15 protein-coding genes are annotated in these 17,504 nt (G+C 67.8%); 10 read left to right on the forward strand and 5 right to left on the reverse strand.

Annotation, left to right across the window (positions count from 1 at the left end):
• Positions 1–23: 23 nt before the first annotated feature.
• On the forward strand, positions 24–1,733 hold the full coding sequence (locus tag PSR88_RS27695) for a polysaccharide biosynthesis tyrosine autokinase (protein WP_029539535.1): 1,710 nt from the start codon (positions 24–26) through the stop codon (positions 1,731–1,733).
• Here the strand turns inward: PSR88_RS27695 and PSR88_RS27700 are convergent.
• Positions 1,698–2,216, reverse strand: a complete 519-nt coding sequence (locus tag PSR88_RS27700) for a protein-tyrosine-phosphatase (RefSeq protein WP_011597644.1) — start codon at positions 2,214–2,216, stop codon at positions 1,698–1,700. The genes PSR88_RS27695 and PSR88_RS27700 overlap by 36 nt on opposite strands.
• A gap of 105 nt (positions 2,217–2,321) precedes the next feature.
• Here PSR88_RS27700 and PSR88_RS27705 point away from each other — a divergent pair, with 105 nt between their 5' ends.
• The 4 genes from PSR88_RS27705 to PSR88_RS27720 all read left to right on the forward strand — a co-directional run bounded on the left by PSR88_RS27705 (position 2,322) and on the right by PSR88_RS27720 (position 6,545).
• Positions 2,322–3,644, forward strand: coding sequence for a UDP-glucose dehydrogenase family protein (locus PSR88_RS27705; protein ID WP_016883595.1), 1,323 nt, complete (start codon positions 2,322–2,324; stop codon positions 3,642–3,644).
• 117 nt (positions 3,645–3,761) lie between these two features.
• Complete coding sequence (locus PSR88_RS27710) at positions 3,762–4,727, forward strand: esterase/lipase family protein (RefSeq protein WP_016883594.1); 966 nt, start codon at positions 3,762–3,764, stop codon at positions 4,725–4,727.
• 115 nt (positions 4,728–4,842) lie between these two features.
• Entirely contained in the window at positions 4,843–6,261 is a 1,419-nt protein-coding gene (locus tag PSR88_RS27715) for an Hsp70 family protein (protein ID WP_016883593.1), read from the forward strand.
• A gap of 50 nt (positions 6,262–6,311) precedes the next feature.
• A complete protein-coding gene (locus tag PSR88_RS27720; protein WP_237726957.1) occupies positions 6,312–6,545 on the forward strand; it encodes a hypothetical protein in 234 nt (77 codons plus the stop codon).
• A gap of 11 nt (positions 6,546–6,556) precedes the next feature.
• On the opposite strand, the gene PSR88_RS27725 is transcribed toward PSR88_RS27720, so the two are convergent.
• Complete coding sequence (locus tag PSR88_RS27725; protein WP_029539533.1) at positions 6,557–7,852, reverse strand: YibE/F family protein; 1,296 nt, start codon at positions 7,850–7,852, stop codon at positions 6,557–6,559.
• 247 nt (positions 7,853–8,099) lie between these two features.
• Between PSR88_RS27725 and PSR88_RS27730 the strand changes: the two genes are divergently transcribed.
• The 3 genes from PSR88_RS27730 (at position 8,100) to PSR88_RS27740 (ending at position 11,395) form a co-directional block, all read left to right on the forward strand.
• Positions 8,100–9,242 carry an RNA-guided endonuclease TnpB family protein gene (locus tag PSR88_RS27730; RefSeq protein WP_342338560.1) on the forward strand — a complete coding sequence of 381 codons (1,143 nt, stop codon included), beginning with the start codon at positions 8,100–8,102 and terminating at the stop codon, positions 9,240–9,242.
• A gap of 505 nt (positions 9,243–9,747) precedes the next feature.
• Positions 9,748–10,209 carry a hypothetical protein gene (locus PSR88_RS27735; protein ID WP_237724140.1) on the forward strand — a complete coding sequence of 154 codons (462 nt, stop codon included), beginning with the start codon at positions 9,748–9,750 and terminating at the stop codon, positions 10,207–10,209.
• Positions 10,210–10,213: 4 nt separating this feature from the next.
• Positions 10,214–11,395 (forward strand): MAB_1171c family putative transporter, encoded by a 1,182-nt coding sequence (locus tag PSR88_RS27740; RefSeq protein WP_016883591.1) that lies wholly within the window; start codon positions 10,214–10,216, stop codon positions 11,393–11,395.
• Here PSR88_RS27740 and PSR88_RS27745 read toward each other — a convergent pair.
• Genes PSR88_RS27745 through PSR88_RS27755 form a run of 3 tightly spaced genes read right to left on the reverse strand, consistent with a single transcriptional unit; the run spans position 11,386 to position 13,860 of the window.
• Entirely contained in the window at positions 11,386–11,826 is a 441-nt protein-coding gene (locus PSR88_RS27745; protein WP_016883590.1) for a hypothetical protein, read from the reverse strand. The genes PSR88_RS27740 and PSR88_RS27745 overlap by 10 nt on opposite strands.
• Positions 11,823–12,542, reverse strand: coding sequence for a helix-turn-helix domain-containing protein (locus PSR88_RS27750; RefSeq protein WP_016883589.1), 720 nt, complete (start codon positions 12,540–12,542; stop codon positions 11,823–11,825). The genes PSR88_RS27745 and PSR88_RS27750 overlap by 4 nt, the downstream gene beginning before the upstream one ends.
• Before the next feature lie 55 nt (positions 12,543–12,597).
• The gene (locus PSR88_RS27755; protein WP_011597655.1) at positions 12,598–13,860 is read right to left on the reverse strand and encodes a pyridoxal phosphate-dependent aminotransferase; all 1,263 of its coding nucleotides are present in this window, start codon (positions 13,858–13,860) and stop codon (positions 12,598–12,600) included.
• Between the two features lie 150 nt (positions 13,861–14,010).
• Between PSR88_RS27755 and PSR88_RS27760 the strand changes: the two genes are divergently transcribed.
• Positions 14,011–15,411: a carotenoid oxygenase family protein gene (locus tag PSR88_RS27760; RefSeq protein ID WP_029539532.1), complete on the forward strand. Its 1,401-nt coding sequence runs from the start codon at positions 14,011–14,013 to the stop codon at positions 15,409–15,411.
• Positions 15,412–15,435: 24 nt separating this feature from the next.
• Positions 15,436–17,385 (forward strand): prolyl oligopeptidase family serine peptidase, encoded by a 1,950-nt coding sequence (locus PSR88_RS27765; protein WP_016883587.1) that lies wholly within the window; start codon positions 15,436–15,438, stop codon positions 17,383–17,385.
• Positions 17,386–17,504 lie beyond the last annotated feature (119 nt).

The raw sequence follows: 17,504 nt of genomic DNA on the forward strand, positions 1-17,504 counted from the left end.
ACGCAATTGGAAGAGACTCGATAATGGAAATTCAGGACTACCTGCGAATTCTGCAGTCACGTTGGAAAATCATCGCGATCACCACCGTCGTGGCGATCCTCGGTGCGCTCGGGGCGTCGTTGCTGACGACTCCCATCTACGAAGCCTCGACACGGTTGTTCGTCTCGACGTCCGCGGGATCGTCGGTGAACGAGGTGTACCAGGGAAACCTGTTCTCGCAGCAGCGAGTGACGTCCTACACCAAACTGCTCACCGGCGAGACTCTCGCGCAGCGGACCATCGACAAGCTCGATCTCGGCGGCACGGCCTCGGCGCTCGCCTCACAGGTGAAGGCCAGCTCCGCACCCGACACCGTGCTGATCGACGTCAAGGTGCAGGATCCGTCGCCGGAACGCGCCCGCGACATCGCCAACGCCCTGTCCGACGAGTTCGTCGTCATGGCCAGGGAGCTCGAGACCCCGGAGAAGGGCGGCGCCCCCGCCGCCCGGGTCGTCGTCGAACAGCAGGCGCAGACCCCGTCGATTCCCGTCTCACCCAAGACACTCCGCAACCTCGCGCTGGGTGCGGCTGTCGGGCTTCTGCTCGGTATCGCCTTCGCCGTCCTGCGTGATCGCCTCGACAACACGGTCAAGGACCGGCGCACCGTCGAGGAGCTGGCCAGTTCCGCTCTGATCGGTACCATCCCGTTCGACAAGGACCGGCAGACGCAGCAGGCCATCAATTTCGCCGAAGGCAACTCGTCGAGCGCGGAGTCCTACCGCGAGCTGCGGACCAACCTGCAGTTCCTCGAGGTGGACAACCCGCCTCGCGTCATCGTCGTCACCAGTTCGCTGCCCACCGAGGGTAAGACCACCACCGCCATCAACATCGCGCTCGTGCTGGCGGAGGGCGGCCAGAACGTGTGCCTGGTCGAGGGCGACCTCCGTAAACCGCGGGTGTCGAAGTACCTCGGTGTCGTCGGTTCCGTCGGTCTCAGCAGCGTCCTCGCCGGCAAGGCCGACCTCGACGCCGTGCTCCAGCCGACGCAGTACTCGGGTCTCACAGTCCTGGCATCCGGACCGATCCCGCCGAACCCGAGTGAGCTCCTCGGAACGGAGACGGCCCGCCAGGTGCTGGCCGATCTGCGCGGCCGGTTCGACTACGTGATCGTCGACGCGTCGCCGCTGCTGCCGGTCACCGACGCGACCGTGCTGACCGCGATGTCGGATGGCGCGCTGGTCATCGCGCGGCACGCCGAAACCAAGCGGGATCAGCTGTCGCGGGCGGTGGGCAACCTGCACAGTGTGGGGGCAACCATCCTCGGAACGATCATCACGATGACGCCGAGCCGCGGACGGGGCGTCTACGAGTACAAGTACTACTACGAGACCGACAAGTCTCTGCCGCAGATGCAGCAGGCCGCACCCACGCAGCCTCCCGTGCAGCAGCAGCCCCCTCAGCACCAGGCACCTCAGCAGCCGGCACCTCCGCAGCCGGCCCCGTACGTTCGCGACGAATACCCGCCGTACTCGTACGGTCCGAACGGGGGAGATCAGCAGGAAGTGCCCGCCTACCAGGGCGCCCCGGCCTACCAGGGCGACCAGGGTCAGCAGTGGTACGGCGGTCCCGACCACTACGGCAACGAGCAGCAGGCGGGCGCACCGGTGCCTTCCGCACCGCGACGCACCCGCCGCTACCGCGACGACCAGGAAGCCTGGTCAGAGACGGACGCTCCGCGCGACCACACCCAGTAGATCGGCGATCTCGGACCCGATGGTCAGGAAGGTGTCCTCGTCCTGCCCCATCGGGTCCGGAACGTCCTCCGGGGTCTCGTCGGCCTTGTGTTTGGGACGTGCCGCAGCCAGGTCGGCCACCGACTTGGCATCCGCCGCCTCCGCGAGCCGAGCCGCCTCCCGGAGCGTGAACGTCTTCTTCAGCTGCTCCGGGGCCAGCGCCAGCACCTTCTCGCGCTGACGCTCAGTCATCGTCAACACCAGATCGGCGTCCGCCGCCAGATCGGCGGTGAGCATCCGCGCGGTGAAATCGCTCGGATCACCGCCGAGCCCTTCGAGGACTTGCGCGGCCGTCGGTTCCATCGGGCGTCCGACCGCGGCGCGGGTACCTGCGCTTTCGGCAGTCAGATCGGTGATCCCGAGCTCCTCGGCGTATGCCACTGCGAGGCGCTCAGCCGTTGGGGAGCGACAGACGTTTCCGGTGCAGACGAAGAGAACATGCATGGGCGAAGCATAGGGTCTCGCCTCGCACCGTTCGTACACGCACTGTTGGCTTCGAACATCAGTCGGGTAAATATCGCGCTCACCTGCGCTGGTTATCAAGGGTGCATGCGCTGCACCGTGTTTGGAACCGGATACCTGGGAGCCACCCACGCCGCCTGCATGGCGGAACTGGGCCATGACGTCCTGGGCGTCGACATCGATCCCGGAAAAGTGGCGAAGCTCTCGTCCGGGGAGGTCCCGTTCTACGAGCCCGGACTGGGGGAGGTGCTGCGCCGGAACATCGACGCCGGTCGACTGCACTTCACCACGTCGTACAGCGAGGCCGCCGAGTTCGCGGACCTCCACTTTCTCGGTGTCGGCACCCCGCAGAAGAAGGGGGAATACGCCGCGGACCTGCGACACGTGCACTCGGTGATCGACACCCTCGCGCCGCTGCTCGATCGTCCCGCCGTCATCGTCGGAAAGTCGACCGTTCCCGTCGGGACGGCGGCGGAGTTGGGGGCGCGGGCCCGGGCGCTTGCGCCGGCGGGTGACGCCGTGGAGGTGGCGTGGAATCCGGAGTTCCTGCGGGAGGGCTTCGCCGTCGAGGACACGCTGCACCCCGACCGGATGGTGCTGGGTGTGGACCGGCAGCGCCCCGGACGCGCGGAGACCGAGTTGCGTGAACTGTATGCCCGACTGCTCGGCGAGGACATTCCGTTCCTGGTCACCGACCTCGCCACCGCGGAACTGGTGAAGGTCTCGGCCAACGCGTTCCTCGCCACCAAGATCTCGTTCATCAACGCCATCTCCGAGGTGTGCGAGGCCACCGGCGCCGACGTCACCCAGCTTGCCGACGCCCTGGGATACGACGCGCGGATCGGCCGGCGATTCCTCAACGCCGGTCTCGGCTTCGGCGGCGGCTGCCTGCCCAAGGACATCCGCGCGTTCATGGCGCGGGCGGGCGAGCTGGGCGCGAACCAGGCCCTGCACTTCCTCCGGGAGGTCGACAGCATCAACATGCGGCGCCGCACCCGGATGGTGGAGTTGGCGGCGCAGGTGTGCGGAGGTTCGCTGCTCGGCGCCAACATCGCCGTGCTCGGCGCGGCCTTCAAACCCGAATCCGACGACGTCCGCGACTCGCCGGCACTCAACGTGGCGGGGATGATGCAGTTGCACGGGGCGGTGGTCAGCGTCTACGACCCGAAAGCCCTGGACAACTCACGCAGACTGTTCCCGACGCTGAACTACGCGACGTCGGCGGTCGAGGCATGTGACAACGCCGACGCGGTGCTGCTGCTCACCGAGTGGGCGGAGTTCGTGGCCCTGAAACCGGAGGATCTGAACGATGTGGTCCGGGCCCGGGTGATGGTCGACGGCCGCAACTGTCTCGACGCCGCGGACTGGCGCACCGCCGGGTGGGTCTATCGAGGTCTCGGGAAGGGATAGCGCGCTCGGATAACGGTTTGTGACCTTGCGGTCGCCTGCGATAACGGGTTGACGATCTCCGCTCCCGGGAACATCGCGGACGGTAGCGTCAGCCTCAATCGCAACGGAGGGCTGGCGATGTGGAAGGCACGTCACGGATCCCGATTCGCATTCCTCGCTGCCGTTGTCTGTATCTGTGCGCTCGGGGTCGCCCCGGCTCAGGCGGCGGAAGTACCGACCCTGCCGGGGCCGGCGCAATCCGACGCCGGTTCGGCGATCTCCTACGCGAAGCACCATCCGCATTCTGCGCCGCCCGGGACCAACGATTTCTCGTGCCGCCCCGGTCCCGCGCACCCCCACCCCGTGATTCTCGTTCACGGCAGCGACGGCAGTGCGTACTCGAACTGGGCCGGGTTGAGCCCGAAACTGAAGGCCGCCGGGTACTGCGTGTACGCCCTCAACTACGGACGGAAACCGGGTACCGAACACTTCGGGATGCAGACCATGACCGACGGGGCGGCCGAACTCGAGGTGTTCGTCGACGACGTACTGGCCGCAACCGGTGCGGACGAGGTCGACCTGGTCGGGCACTCGCAGGGCGCGACGGTGGCCCGGTACTACGTCAACAGGCTCGGCGGGGCCTCGAAGGTGAACCGCTGGGTCGGTCTCGCGTCCCCGTCCTACGGTGGAACGTTCTTCGGGATCGCGACGGCTCTGCAGACGCTGCCCGGCGGCAACGAGTTGATAGTGGGGATCGGTTCGGAGGCCCTCGCCGAGCAGGTGCAGGGATCGCCGTTCCTCACCGCGCTCAATGCGGGCGGTGACACCGTCCCCGGCGTCGAATACACCACGATCGGCACGCGGTACGACGAGGTGATCCAGCCGTACACCAACGTCGCGCTGCACGACCCCGGTGCCACCAACATCCTCGTCCAGGACCTGTGCCCGCTCGATCAGACCGGACATTTCAACCTGCCCTACGACCCGTTCTCGCAGCAATTGGTCCTCAATACGCTCGATCCTGCACACGCGATCGTGCCGCCGTGCACGTTCGTGCCGCTGGGCACGGGCATCGCGGGAGTGATCATCGCGAGCAATTTCTGAGTTGCCCCGCGCCGAACGGTTGCTCGGTTGCCCCGTCGGACCGCTTCGCTAGACTGCGGGCCATGGAGTGGGGGGATTCCGGATCGAACCCGTGCACAGTCGAGTCAGGCGGCCCATGAGTTCGGTTCTAGGTGTGTCGGTCGGTGCGAGCGCGGTGCGCTTGGCACGACCCGACTCCGTGAACCGTGACGACGCCGGGAGCCGGCTCCTCCCAGACTTCCGGGCCCAGGTCGTCGCCGCGGGGCGGGACCTACCGGAGGAACTCGCCGCCGAATCGATCGGCGTCGTCCTCGCCGGGGCACCCGACGCCGGGCAGGTCCGAGCCACCGGGGTCGCCTACCGCGACGAAGCCCAGGCAGGCGCCGTCCAGGCGGCGATGGCCCGGCAGCAACTCGCCAACTACCAGCTCGTCACCGAAGCGTCTGCGGCACTGAAGTTCCTCGACGTCTCGGGCGCCCTCGGCGACCATGCGACGCTCCTGTTCTACGACCTGGGCAGCTCCGGGCTCACCGTGAGTGTCGTCGACCGGGCGACGGGGAAGGTGGTGGAGACGGTCCGCACCGACACGGTGAGCGGAGACGTCTTCGACCGGCTGATCCGCGACAACCAGTTGGAGAACAAGCGGATCGAGGAGCCCGGCGACGCGGCAGCCGGGCTCGCGCTCGACCTCCGCTGTCGTGAGGCGAAAGAGCGGCTGTCCACCGGCGGTGCCGTCGCGGTGCCCGGTGACGGCGGGCTGCTGTTGCTGTCCCGCGGCGTCTTCGACGCGCTGATCGGTGTCACCGTCGAATCCTCGGCACGTCTCGCCCGCGACGTCATCACGAGGTCGGGACGAACCCCCGACGCCGTGGTGCTCATCGGCGGCGGTGCCCGCATTCCCCTCGTGCGGTCGGTGCTGCAGTCGTGGCTCGGGTTGCCGGTCGTCGTTCCCGATCACCCGGAACTCGTTGCGGCACAGGGTGCTGCGCTGCTCGCCCAGCAGGTGGTGCAGCCACCCGCCGAGGTCGTCAGGGTCATCCCGCCGCCCTACACACCGCAGTCCGCACCGGACACAGTCGTCGCCACCTACCAGGCTCCGAGCGCGACCGTCGCACGCACCGGTGCGCCGTCGAGTACTCCGTCCTGGCTGAGCGCCGCCGCGCCGCCGCCGAGTCAGCAGGTGGCCAAACCCCAGATACGGGGGGCCGCGCTGGCGGGCAGCGCACTCGCCGTGGTCGCGGTGATCGGTCTCGGGCTCGGGTACGGCAAGAACCTGCTGGCCCGCACCGAGGGCTCGTCTCAGCCGGTGACCACACAACTCACCACCGAATCGCCGGTCGTCACCGAGGTGGCCACACCGTCCCCGAGGACGCCCCCGCCGCCTCCGACGTCCGAGGCCGTCGAAGCGCCGGTCCAGACGGCGTCGCAGATCCGGATTCCCGAACCGGCGCCCGCACCGCCGGCCCCACCGCCCGCGCCGCTGTTCCCCGGTCTGCCGCAGATTCAGTTGCCGCCGCTCCAACTGCCCGAACTCCCCAGGTTCCCCGGAACGTAGTCGCCGCCGTTCTCCGGGCCTACGATGGGAATGGTTCCGGCGTAGAGAGGATGTGTGCAGTGACTGCAAATCCAGCGGAGTTCCACAGCACTCCCAACGTTCCCAGGCCCTCGGCGGCCTCGCCGGCAGACACGCGCCGGCTCGTCGCCTACTCCAAGCCGATCCTGAAGATGTTCCCGCCCACCAGCGAGCATGCGGCCAAAGTGACGATGCTGACCGTCTACGCGCTGATGGTCATCGCCATCATCTTCATCGTCCTCCGGGAGTTCGGCGTCTTCAGCTAGCGGTCGCCGCGCTACTTGGAATGGCGGCCACCGCGTGACGGCTTGATCGCGGGCGCCCCGCCGGAGGGACCCGCGCCGATCGGACGTGCCAGCATCACCGCGATCGCGGTGGTCAGCGGAACCGACAGTGCCAGGGCGATGCCACCGACCGCCGAACGCACGATCTCGATGGCCACGGCATCACTGAGCAGCACGTCCTGGATCGACCGCCCCGCCACACTGAACAGCAACAGCAGCGGCAACGCCCCGCCGGCATACGCGAGGACCAGGGTGTAGACGGTGCTGGCGATGTGATCGCGACCGACGCGCATCGCCGAACCGAAGATCTGACGCCGGGACGCGTCGGGGTCCAGCGACGCCAGTTCGAACGCCGACGCCGCCTGCGTGATGGTGACGTCGTTGAGCACACCCAGCGAGCCGATGATGAACCCGGCCAGCAGGAGCCCGGTGATGCTGACGTGCTGTATGTACGTCTGGACGTTGGTGTTCTGTTCCTCGGAAAGCCCTGTCAGACGAGTCATCTCGATGGTGGCGTAGGACAGGATCGCGGCCACCAGCATCGACGCGAGAGTGCCCAGCAACGCCGAACTCGTTCGCAGGGAGACACCGTGCGCGAGGTACAGCACGGCATACAGGATCACCGCGCCCGAGACGAGAGCCACCGGGATCGCTGGCTTTCCGTCCAGGAGGGCCGGGAGGGTGAACAGAACGAGCACGCCGAACGAGACGACGATGCCGACGAGCGCCCGGAATCCGCGCCAGCGCGCGACCGCGATCACGACGGCGGCGAACGCGAGTGCGATGAGGGTGACGGGCAGGCCGCGGGCGTAGTCCTCGAACGAGTACTCCGTCGTGCCGTTCACGTCCGTCTGGCGGGACAACCGGATGCTCTCGCCCACCCGGAGGTCGGGCTGCCCGGGGCCGGGAATGATCTCGAGGAGCGTCTGGGTGCCGGTATTGGGACCGGACTCGATGTCGACGATGCTGCGCTGGCACTCGTACGCGCCGGCGGGCGGCGGCAGCGGGGTGCCGGTGAAGACGCGCCCGGCCGACGGACTTCCGCAGTCGCCGATGTTCTGCATCGTGACCGTGCCCGACTCCGTGACGACCGCACCGCCCTGGGCGCTCTGGAACGGCTGTTCGACGTCGACGCCCGGCTTGCCGGGCCACAACGCGATAACGCCGATGAGCACCGCGACGCCGATGGCGACGAGGAGCCCGACGACCACCTTGGCGGCCACGGGCCCCATCGGAGCCGGTCCGCCGCTGTGGCCGTGTCCGTGGCCGTGTCCGTGGAATTCGCTCATCGGCCGCATCGCGTCGGCTGCTGGGGGGATTGTCTCGGCACGCACGCCAGGGTAGTCGGACGGCGACCGGCGACGCTGTGACGGAAGTGGCGTGCGGTGCCAGTGTTGCCGAACTGTCAGGCTCGTATTGCTCTCGTGTCGCTTATATGTCGCCGGTGTGATCCGTGAGTCTTTCGGCGCAAACCCGGTCCTTCAGGTCCGGAGAGCCGATCTGGTTATGTCGGACTGTGTGGCTAGTGTCTGGGTCATGGCGGGGAGGGTGGTGAAGCGGGCGTTCAAGTACCGTTTCTATCCGACTGCGGTGCAGGCGGAACAGCTTGCTCGGACGTTCGGGTGCACCCGGTATGTCTACAACCGGGCGTTGGCCGAGCGCTCGCGTGCCTGGTCGCAGGAGCGGCGGCGGGTCACCTACGCGGATACCTCGAAGATGCTCACCGGATGGAAACGGGACACCGAGACCGAGTGGTTGTCGGAGCCGTCGAAGGGGCCGTTGCAGGAGTCATTGCGGCAGTTGCAGGGCGCGTTCGACAGGTTCTGGCGCAAACAGACCCGCTACCCGCAATTCAAGAGGAAGGGCCGGTCGAAGGATTCGGCGACCTACTACTCGAACTGCTTCACCTACCGCGGCGGGCAGATCCGGTTGGCCAAGCAGTCCGAACCCCTGGACATTCGGTGGTCGAGGCCGTTACCGGAGGGGGCCGTGCCGTCGCAGGTGACGGTGTCGCGCAACGCTCGCGGTCAGTACCACATCTCGATCCTCGTCGAGGACACGATCACCGAGCTCGGGCCGATAGATCATGTGGTCGGGCTCGATGCCGGGATCACGAGCCTCTACACGCTCTCGACGGGGGAGAAGATCACCAACCCGCGTCATGAGCGCAAGGACCGTGAGCGGTTGGCGAAGGCGCAGCGGGTGCTGGCCAAGAAGGAGAAAGGATCCTGTAACCGGGCTAAGGCCCGACAAAAAGTCGCGAAGATACATGGCCGGATCGCCGATCGGCGTCGCGATTATCTGCACAAACTCTCCACTCGGCTGGTGCGCGAAAACCAAGTGATCGCCATCGAGGATCTGAGTGTGCGGAACATGGTGAAGAATCGGTCGTTGTCTCGGGCGATCTCGGATGCGAGTTGGTCCGAGTTCCGGTCGATGCTCGAGTACAAGGCCGGCTGGTACGGGCGGCGGGTGGTGGCGATCGACCGGTTCTATCCGTCGTCGAAGGCCTGCTCGGTGTGTGGGGCGATCGCCTCGACGATGCCGCTGAACGTGCGGGAGTGGGCGTGCCGATGCGGCGCCGTCCATGATCGGGATGTGAACGCGGCGAAGAACATTTTGGCCGTCGGACTGACGGTGGCAGCCTGCGGAGATGGTGTGAGACCGCCCCGCACATAAAGTGTGGGGAGGCAACTGTCGGTGAAACAGGAACCTCGGGACGCGAGTCTCGAGGGGAATCTCGGTCGTTCACGGCCGAGAGGACGTCAATAGATATCGAAGCATGGCACGCACGGTGCACGTGGCACGCAGCAGCTAATCTGCAGCGAACGCCGAACTCCACGCAGGGGTGTCCGGAACTCCGAACGAGGGGTGTGTTCCGCGGACGACGAGCCGCTGCGTGGAGAGATTTGCCGAGCTGGGTGGCGGGGTACAGGGGGGGTTGACCCCGCCACCAACCTGGCGCCCACAGGGGGGGAGGGGCGACAGGTGCTCGAGGCACTCGAGGTGCCGGTTGCCAATCTACCGACACGGTAGGGGTATTCGTCAACCGGGTAGGTGAAATCGCCCACATGTCGTGACCTCGCACCCCGACGGCCTACGATTATGGCCGTTCGGAGGTGTTCCAGTGCGAATCTCGCGGCAGTCGCGATCCAGCAACCATCTTCGCCGGATCGTGGCGGAGATGGGTATTCCCGTGCCCTGGAACAGGGATCAGCTCGTCGCCGGCGTCGCAGCCCGTCGTGGACGCCCGATTCACCTGGTCCCGGTCTCGCACGCCCTGGTCCACGGCGGTCATTCCGGTCTCTGGCTCGCGAGGGCCGAGGACGACGTGATCCTGTACGCAGCAGGGACGTCGGACGTGCACGCCACCCACATCATCTGCCACGAACTGGCACACATGGTGCTGGGCCACGACCGCAACACGATCGGGGACACCTCCGTCGACCCGACGGTGTTGTCGGCGGCCGCGCCGTCGGTCGACACGGCGCGCGTGGTCAGAATGCTCGGCCGGTCCAACTACTCGAACGACCAGGAATACGAGGCCGAACTTCTCGCCACCCTGATCATGGCGGGTCGTCGAGCGGGGACGAGCGACGACACCGTCGGTGACGCACGGGTGTCGCGGATGCTCGGAACGTTCTGACGCCGTGTACGAACCGCCCACCTATGTGAGCTGGCCGCTCCTCGCCGTCGTCTGGGGAACGACTCTCCTGCGCCTGGCTCTCGTCCGGTCGACGGTCGCCGAACGCCGGATGAACGCCGCCCTCGTCTTCGCATCCCTCTCCCTGGTCCTGCAGCGATCACTGGCACAGACCTGGCTCGACCGCTGGTTCGGGTACGGGTTCGCGAACACCCTCAGTAACGTCTGCATCATCCTCACCGCGGCGTCGCTGATCAGCCTCTTCTCCGCGTGGGCACTCGGCCCGGCGCGCCTTCCCCGGATCCACGTCGTCTCGCTGTCGATGTGTGCCGTCGCGGGGGCAATCCTGATCGGCCTGAGCACGCCGGCGCGATCGCGGGGCGTCGCCATAGCCGACGAGGGCGGCTGGCCCTTCGCGGCGTACTGCATCACGTACGCGGTTCCGATCCTGTCCGTCGCCCTGCTCAACCTGTGGATCTCGCTGAAGGCCGTGCGCAGCGCGACACCGGGACGCGAGCGCCGGGTGTTTCTCGCGGTCATCGCCCTGTCGTTGTTCGAGGTGTTCGACATGGGGGTCGTCGTGACGACCGGCGTGGTCAACGCGGTCAGCGAAGACAACGCCCTGACCGAATCGCACAGCGACTCGGGGGCATTCATCCGCCTGCTCGTCGTGTCGGCGGGCGCGCTCATCTCGGTCGGACCGGTGGTACGGGTGCTCGGTCACCGCCGGCGGTCGCGGCAGGTGGCCCGGCGTCTGCAACCGATGTGGCGGACCCTGACCGGCGCTGTGCCCGAAGTGGTCCTGGAACTGCGACCGGCGGATCGTCGGGCACTGTCGGCCCGTAGCCGCCTGGACCGCATGAGCGTCGAGATACGCGACGCGATCATGATCCTCGACCGGCACGTGGTGTTCGAGCTCGGTGGACACACCGGCGCCGCACCACCCGTGGTCACGGCTACGCGGCTGCACCTCGCATGCCTGGCCCGCAGGGCCGGTCACCGGGCGCACGGCACGGGTGGGACGGCCCACCTGTTCACGACCGACGTCGGCGGCGAACCGTGGGAGCTGGCCCGGCTGGCCGATCACTGGCGGGACGCCGAGCACGTGGCGGCCGAACTGTGGGCGCGTCGCCTCCCTCAGTTCGGCGGCCCCGCCGACCCGTCGGCGCGCGTCCCCGCTCAGGTCTGACGAGGGTCCGGCGCCGCGACCGGCAGCGGTCCGTGACTCCGCCGCAGATTCTCCAGAAGGGGAATCAGCGATTCCATCTCCGCAGTGGTCGGCTCCGCGGACGCATCGAGCGATCGCATCGACAGGTGCCGGACACCGGCCTCGCGGACCGCGATCTTGAAACGGACCAGCGTGTCGTAGTCGTGGTAGCCGTCAGCGGCGAGGTACTGCTCGGGGGCATGGAAGTGCTGCGCGACCGCCCGCAGGACGTCGGGCTCGGGCGCGTGATGATCGTCTATGCGCAGGGACTCGATCTCGGACGGCTCGACGGGACGGCCGAGTATCCGAGACACACCCGCGGCGACGGTGTCGTCACCCGGTTCGGGACCGTCGAGGTCGTGGGCCAGCGAGAAGAGGCGGTTGACCCGCACCGACAGTGGCACGCCGTTCATGCGCTCACCTCCGCGTCTCCGCTGCGTTCGGGATCCTCGGTGGCCACGAGTTTCACCGCGTCCTCCCATCGACGCCAGAAGCGCTCCCGGGTGGCCGCGTCGAGATCCTCTCCCCGGCCGTAGAGGAAGCGGCGATACCGCGCTTCCTCGAGTTCCCGCGGGTCGGTGACCGTGGTCGGTTCCTCCAGCAGGTGACCGAACGCGAATTCCACCAGGGGTTGGCGTGGTCCGGTGGGTCCTCCGTTGACTTCCAGCAACCGCGTCACGTACGCGCCGGTGATCTTCGAGACAACCCGGCTCAGTTCCCCCGCTGCCTCGGCCAGCCCCGGAACCTCGGGATGCGCCGCGCTCAGCTTGGTGATCTTGGTGTGCGGCCCCAGGATCTCGATGATCGTGTCCAGATCCAGCGGAATCTCCGACGGCCCGAGCGTCAGCGGGCGCGCGGCCGGCGACCGGTCCTCCCCGTCGAGCGCCTCGAGCGGGGTCGGATGACCGCCGTCGAGGGTGCGAGCCGCGCTGCCCGGAGCCCAGCGGAGCGCGACGTCCAGTTTGCGGAGGGTCTCGATGCTCGGATCCGGGCCGGTCCCGTTCTCGGCGCGCGTCTGAGCTGCGTCGGACGGGCCACCCGCGGCCGTGACCTCGTCCTGTGTGAGGTTCAGCAAACGCCGTCGCCGGTGGACGAATTGTCCGAAACGCGCGCGGGTGCTGGTGACCATGCTTTCCCCCAGGAGACACGCAAGCGACGCGCGTGTCGCTTGCTGTGTCTCGATCCTACTGCTTGTAGCTGGTGAGGAAATTTCCGAACCGCTCGATGGCGACAGCGAGATCACGCGCCCACGGCAACGTCACGATGCGGAGATGGTCGTGGTCCGGCCAGTTGAACCCGGTGCCCTGCACCATCAGGATCTTCTCCTGCAGCAGAAGGTCCTGGACCAGCTTCTCGTCGTCGTAGATCTCGTACACGTTCGGGTCGAGGCGGGGGAATGCGTACAGCGCGCCCTTCGGCTTCACGCAGGAGACACCGGGAATCATGTTGAGGCGTTCCCACGCCACATCACGCTGCTCGAGCAGTCGCCCACCCGGCAGGATCAGGTCTTCGATGCTCTGGTGCCCACCGAGCGCCACCTGGATGGCGTGTTGACCGGGCACGTTCGGGCACAGACGCGTCGATGCGAGCAGGTCGAGTCCCTCGAGGAAACCCGCGGCGTGTTCCTTCGGGCCCGTGATGGCCACCCAACCGGACCGGTAGCCGGCGACGCGGTACGCCTTCGACAGGCCGTTGAACGTCAGGCACAGCAGGTCCGGGGCCAGCGTGGCGAGTGAGATGTGTTTGGCGTCGTCGTAGAGGATCTTGTCGTAGATCTCGTCCGCGAGAAGCAGCAGCTGATGCTTGCGCGCCAGGTCGACGAGCTGCTGCAGCACCTCCATCGAGTACACCGCACCCGTCGGATTGTTCGGGTTGATGACGAGCAGCGCCTTGGTCTTGTCGGTGATCTTCGACTCGATGTCCGCGATGTCGGGGTTCCAGTCGTTGCCCTCGTCGCACAGGTAGTGCACCGGGGTGCCGCCGGCGAGGCTCGTCATCGCCGTCCACAGCGGGTAGTCCGGTGCCGGGATCAGCACCTCGTCGCCGTTGTCGAGGAGCGCCTGCATCGTCATCGTGATGAGCTCGGACACACCGTTGCCCAGGTAGATGTCGTCGACGTCGAGTTCGGGGAACCCGGCGACCAGCTCGTAGCGGGTGACGATCGCGCGCCGCGCCGACAGGATGCCCTTGGACTCGGAATACCCCTGCGCGTACGGGAGCGCGGCGATCATGTCGCGCATGATCACGTCCGGCGCGTCGAAACCGAACGGCGCGGGGTTGCCGATGTTGAGCTTGAGGATCCGGTGGCCTTCCGCCTCCAGCCGGGCGGCGTGGGCATGTACCGGTCCACGAATCTCGTAGAGCACGTTCTGAAGCTTGGTGGACTGCTCCAGCTTGCGGTGCGGCTTGCGGTGATGGCCGTGGTCTGGGTTGCTCACGAGCGTCATTCTCCCACTCCCGGGCAACCGGATTTCTACTGGTGGGTACAGGACCGTCGGCGCGTCGTCGAAACACCCCGCCCGCGCAGGTGGCCGCCGTACCCTCGAAAGCGGGTCGGATCCGTCTCGTGTTCACCGCGCCCGGAGGGAATGACGTACATGTCAGCACCGGTATCCCGTCGTCCCGGACCTGTCGACATCGCGCACCACAGCCATCTTGTCGGGGTGTTCGCGCCGCAACGGGAGGAGGTGGACGTCCGGGGTCTCGAGGTGATCGGCGAGCTGCCCGCCGATCTGCACGGCGCCTATCTGCGCAACGGTCCCAACCCGCGGTTCGACCCGATCGGCACGTACGTCTACCCGTTCGACGGCGACGGCATGGTCCACCGAATCGAACTGGCCGACGGCACGGCCCGGTACACCAACCGCTTCGTCCGAACCCCGATGGTGCAGGCGGAGGAGAAGGCCGGGCACGTCATCTGGCCCGGGGTCACCGACCTCTACACACCGACGGAGGACGAGGTGGGGCCCGAACTCGCGGGCATGTCGCGCGAGCTGCCCGACATCAACATCGTCCGGCACGGCGGACGGCTGCTCGCGATGGCCGAGACCACGCTGCCGTTCCGCCTCGACCCCGCCGACCTGAGCACACTGGGGCGGGAGAACTGTGACGGCGCCATGGGTGTGGGGAGTACCGCGCACCCCAAGATCGACCCGGTCACCGGACAGATGGTGCTGTTCAACTACATGCTCGAGGCCCCGTACCTGACGTGGTCGGTGGTCAACCCCGACGGCTCGGTCGCGCGGACACCGACCGTGGTCGAGGGTGCGGACACCCCGCTGATGATCCACGACATGGCGCTCACCGAGCGCTACATCGTTCTGATGCTGTGCCCGCTGGTCTTCGACATCGCCGCCGTGCTGACCGGCGGGTCCGTGCTCGACTGGCGGCCGGAGGACGGGACGAGGATCGCGCTCGTGCCCCGCGACGGCGGTCCGGTGCGGTGGTCGATGCACGACGCGTACTGGGTGTGGCATTTCGCGAACGCCTTCGATCTGCCCGACGGGAGGGTGAGCGTCGACTACGTGGAGTGGACGTATCCCGGTGGGTTCGCGAAGGCCCCGTCGCCGTCGCTCGGCTCCCTGGTTCGCGCCGTCGTCGACCCCGACAGCGGGCGGGTGACGCGAGAGGTGGTGTGCGACCGCGACGTCGAGTTCCCGCGGGTCGACGACCGCGAGCTCACCCGAGGGCACCGGGCGGTGGCGACCGTCGGCAAACTCGACCGCAGCCAGGGACGGCAGGATTCGCTGTGGTTCTTCGACACGGCCCGCGGCACCGAGGCGCACTGGGATCCGGGGAGCGTGTCGGTGGGTGAGCCGATCTTCATGCCCGGCGCCGAGCACGAGTACTGGGGAATGATCGGCACCGACCGGCGCGACATGTCGTCCTGGTTCTTCGTGCTGCCCGCCGACGACCCCGGGGCGGGGCCGATCGGGAAGGTGCGGCTGCCGATCCGGGTTCCGGCGGGCCTGCACGGCGCGTGGCTGCCTGCGGAGTAGGGGACGGCGGAATATCCTCGGCGGATGACCTCTGCGCCTTACGGTTCCTGGCCCTCTCCGATCGCGGCGGCGGATCTCGCCTCCAGCGGCCACCCCGTCGAGGGCGGCCGGTACGTGGGCGACGACGTGTGGTGGTCGGAACTGCGACCCAGCGAAGGCGGGCGGGTCGCGGTGCGGCGCCTCGGTCTGGACGACGAACCGGAAGACGTCCTGCCCGCGCCGTGGAACGCCCGCACCCGGGTTCACGAGTACGGCGGCGGCGCCTGGACCGTCACCGACGCCGGCCGCCTGGTGTTCGCCGAGTTCAGCGATCAGCGTCTGTACCTGCTCGAAGGCGGGACCCCGGTGCCGCTGACACCGGAACCGCCGCAGCCGTGCTCGCTGCGGTACGGCGACCTGTCGGTGGTCGACGGCGAGGTGTGGGCCGTCCGCGAGATGCACGACGCGGACGGCGGCGTCTCCCGCGACATCTGCGTGATTCCGCTGGACGGGTCGGCGGCGAACGATCCACACCGGGTGCGGTCCGTCGTCGCCGGCTCCGATTTCCTGGCCAATCCGCGGCTGTCCCCGGATCGCAGGCACCTCGCCTGGATCGCATGGGATCACCCGCAGATGCCGTGGGACGGCACCGAGCTCAGGGTCGTGGCGGTCGAGGGCGGCCGCGTGACCGGGAAGGTGCGGACACTTCTCGGCGGTCCCGAGGAATCGGTGCTGCAACCGGAATGGGTCGGGCCCACCGAGCTGTACACGATCAGCGATCGCAGCGGCTGGTGGAATCTCTACCGCGTCGGCATCGACGATCCCGACCCGGTCGCGTTGTGCCCGATGGACGCCGACTTCGGCGGCGCGCTGTGGATGCTCGGCGGCCGCTGGCACACCCGCCGCGACGACGGCACGCTCCTGACCGTGCGGACGTTCGGAACCGACACCCTCGCCGTCCTCGATCCCGCGACCGGTTCGCTCGTCGACATCCCGCTGGACGGGCTCACCAGCGTCGGCCTCGGGGACCGCAACGGCAACCGGATCCTGCTGCTCACCGGCGGCGCCCAGACCCCGTCGGGCCTGCGCGAACTCGACCTCGACACCGGCGCACTCCGCACGGTCCGGCTGTCGGTCACCGAACTTCCCGAGGCGGCATATCTCCCCGAGGCCCGGCAGCTGACGTTCCAGGGCTCCGAACGCGAAGTCCACGTGATCGCCTACCCGCCGCGTCACCCGCGGTACCGGGGCGAGGACGGGGAGTTGCCGCCGTATGTGGCGTTCGTGCACGGCGGACCGACGTCGCGGGTCGCGCCTTCGCTGAATCCGGTGTTCGCGTTCTTCACCAGCCGCGGCATCGGCGTCGTCGACGTGAACTACGGCGGTTCCACGGGGTACGGGCGCGAGTACCGCAACCGGTTGCGGGGACAGTGGGGGGTCGTCGACGTCGAGGACGTGGTGACGGCGGTGACCGGCCTCGCCGACGCGGGCATGGCGGACCCCGGCCGGCTCGCGATCGAGGGCGGATCCGCCGGCGGGTGGACCGTGCTCGCGGCGCTGACCACGTCGGACGTGTTCGCGTGCGGTGCGTCCTACTTCGGGGTGGCCGAACTCGACGGGTTCGTGAAGGAGACGCACGATTTCGAGTCCCGGTACATCGACGGCCTGATCGGCCCGCTGCCCGAGGCGGCCGACCTCTACGCCGAGCGTGCCCCGCTGAACAACGTTGCCGGACTGAACTGCCCGGTTCTGCTCCTGCAGGGGCTCGACGATCCGATCGTGCCGCCGTCGCAGGCGGAACGGTTCCGGGATGCGCTCGTGGAGAAGGGCATCCCGCACGCATACCTCGAGTACGAGGGGGAGTCGCACGGATTCCGGAAGCTCGCCACCCTGATCAGCTCCCGCAACGCCGAATTGTCCTTCTACGGACAGGTACTGGGATTCGAGCCACCGGACATTCCGCGACTCGAACTGTGGCGACCGCCCAACGGCTGACCGTCCACCCGGAATCCAAACGGCGTGATGCACAAAACAAACCATTTGTTGTGCTCTTCCCTGATCGCCGAGATTTAGAGACCGCGCGGTATCAACGGAGTGAGGTATCGCGTCGACGG

The organism is Rhodococcus sp. DK176, assembly GCF_038447315.2.
Taxonomy (GTDB): Bacteria; Actinomycetota; Actinomycetes; order Mycobacteriales; family Mycobacteriaceae; genus Rhodococcus_F; species Rhodococcus_F jostii_A.

Bases quoted from the DNA above. Each gene is read 5' to 3' on its own strand.
- PSR88_RS27695 (WP_029539535.1), top strand. From the start codon at position 24: ATGGAAATTCAGGACTACCTGCGAATTCTGCAGTCACGTTGGAAAATC.
- PSR88_RS27700 (WP_011597644.1), bottom strand. From the start codon at position 2,216: ATGCATGTTCTCTTCGTCTGCACCGGAAACGTCTGTCGCTCCCCAACG.
- PSR88_RS27705 (WP_016883595.1), top strand. From the start codon at position 2,322: ATGCGCTGCACCGTGTTTGGAACCGGATACCTGGGAGCCACCCACGCC.
- PSR88_RS27710 (WP_016883594.1), top strand. From the start codon at position 3,762: ATGTGGAAGGCACGTCACGGATCCCGATTCGCATTCCTCGCTGCCGTT.
- PSR88_RS27715 (WP_016883593.1), top strand. From the start codon at position 4,843: ATGAGTTCGGTTCTAGGTGTGTCGGTCGGTGCGAGCGCGGTGCGCTTG.
- PSR88_RS27720 (WP_237726957.1), top strand. From the start codon at position 6,312: ATGTGTGCAGTGACTGCAAATCCAGCGGAGTTCCACAGCACTCCCAAC.
- PSR88_RS27725 (WP_029539533.1), bottom strand. From the start codon at position 7,852: ATGAGCGAATTCCACGGACACGGCCACGGACACGGCCACAGCGGCGGA.
- PSR88_RS27730 (WP_342338560.1), top strand. From the start codon at position 8,100: ATGGCGGGGAGGGTGGTGAAGCGGGCGTTCAAGTACCGTTTCTATCCG.
- PSR88_RS27735 (WP_237724140.1), top strand. From the start codon at position 9,748: ATGGGTATTCCCGTGCCCTGGAACAGGGATCAGCTCGTCGCCGGCGTC.
- PSR88_RS27745 (WP_016883590.1), bottom strand. From the start codon at position 11,826: ATGAACGGCGTGCCACTGTCGGTGCGGGTCAACCGCCTCTTCTCGCTG.
- PSR88_RS27750 (WP_016883589.1), bottom strand. From the start codon at position 12,542: ATGGTCACCAGCACCCGCGCGCGTTTCGGACAATTCGTCCACCGGCGA.
- PSR88_RS27755 (WP_011597655.1), bottom strand. From the start codon at position 13,860: ATGACGCTCGTGAGCAACCCAGACCACGGCCATCACCGCAAGCCGCAC.
- PSR88_RS27760 (WP_029539532.1), top strand. From the start codon at position 14,011: ATGTCAGCACCGGTATCCCGTCGTCCCGGACCTGTCGACATCGCGCAC.
- PSR88_RS27765 (WP_016883587.1), top strand. From the start codon at position 15,436: ATGACCTCTGCGCCTTACGGTTCCTGGCCCTCTCCGATCGCGGCGGCG.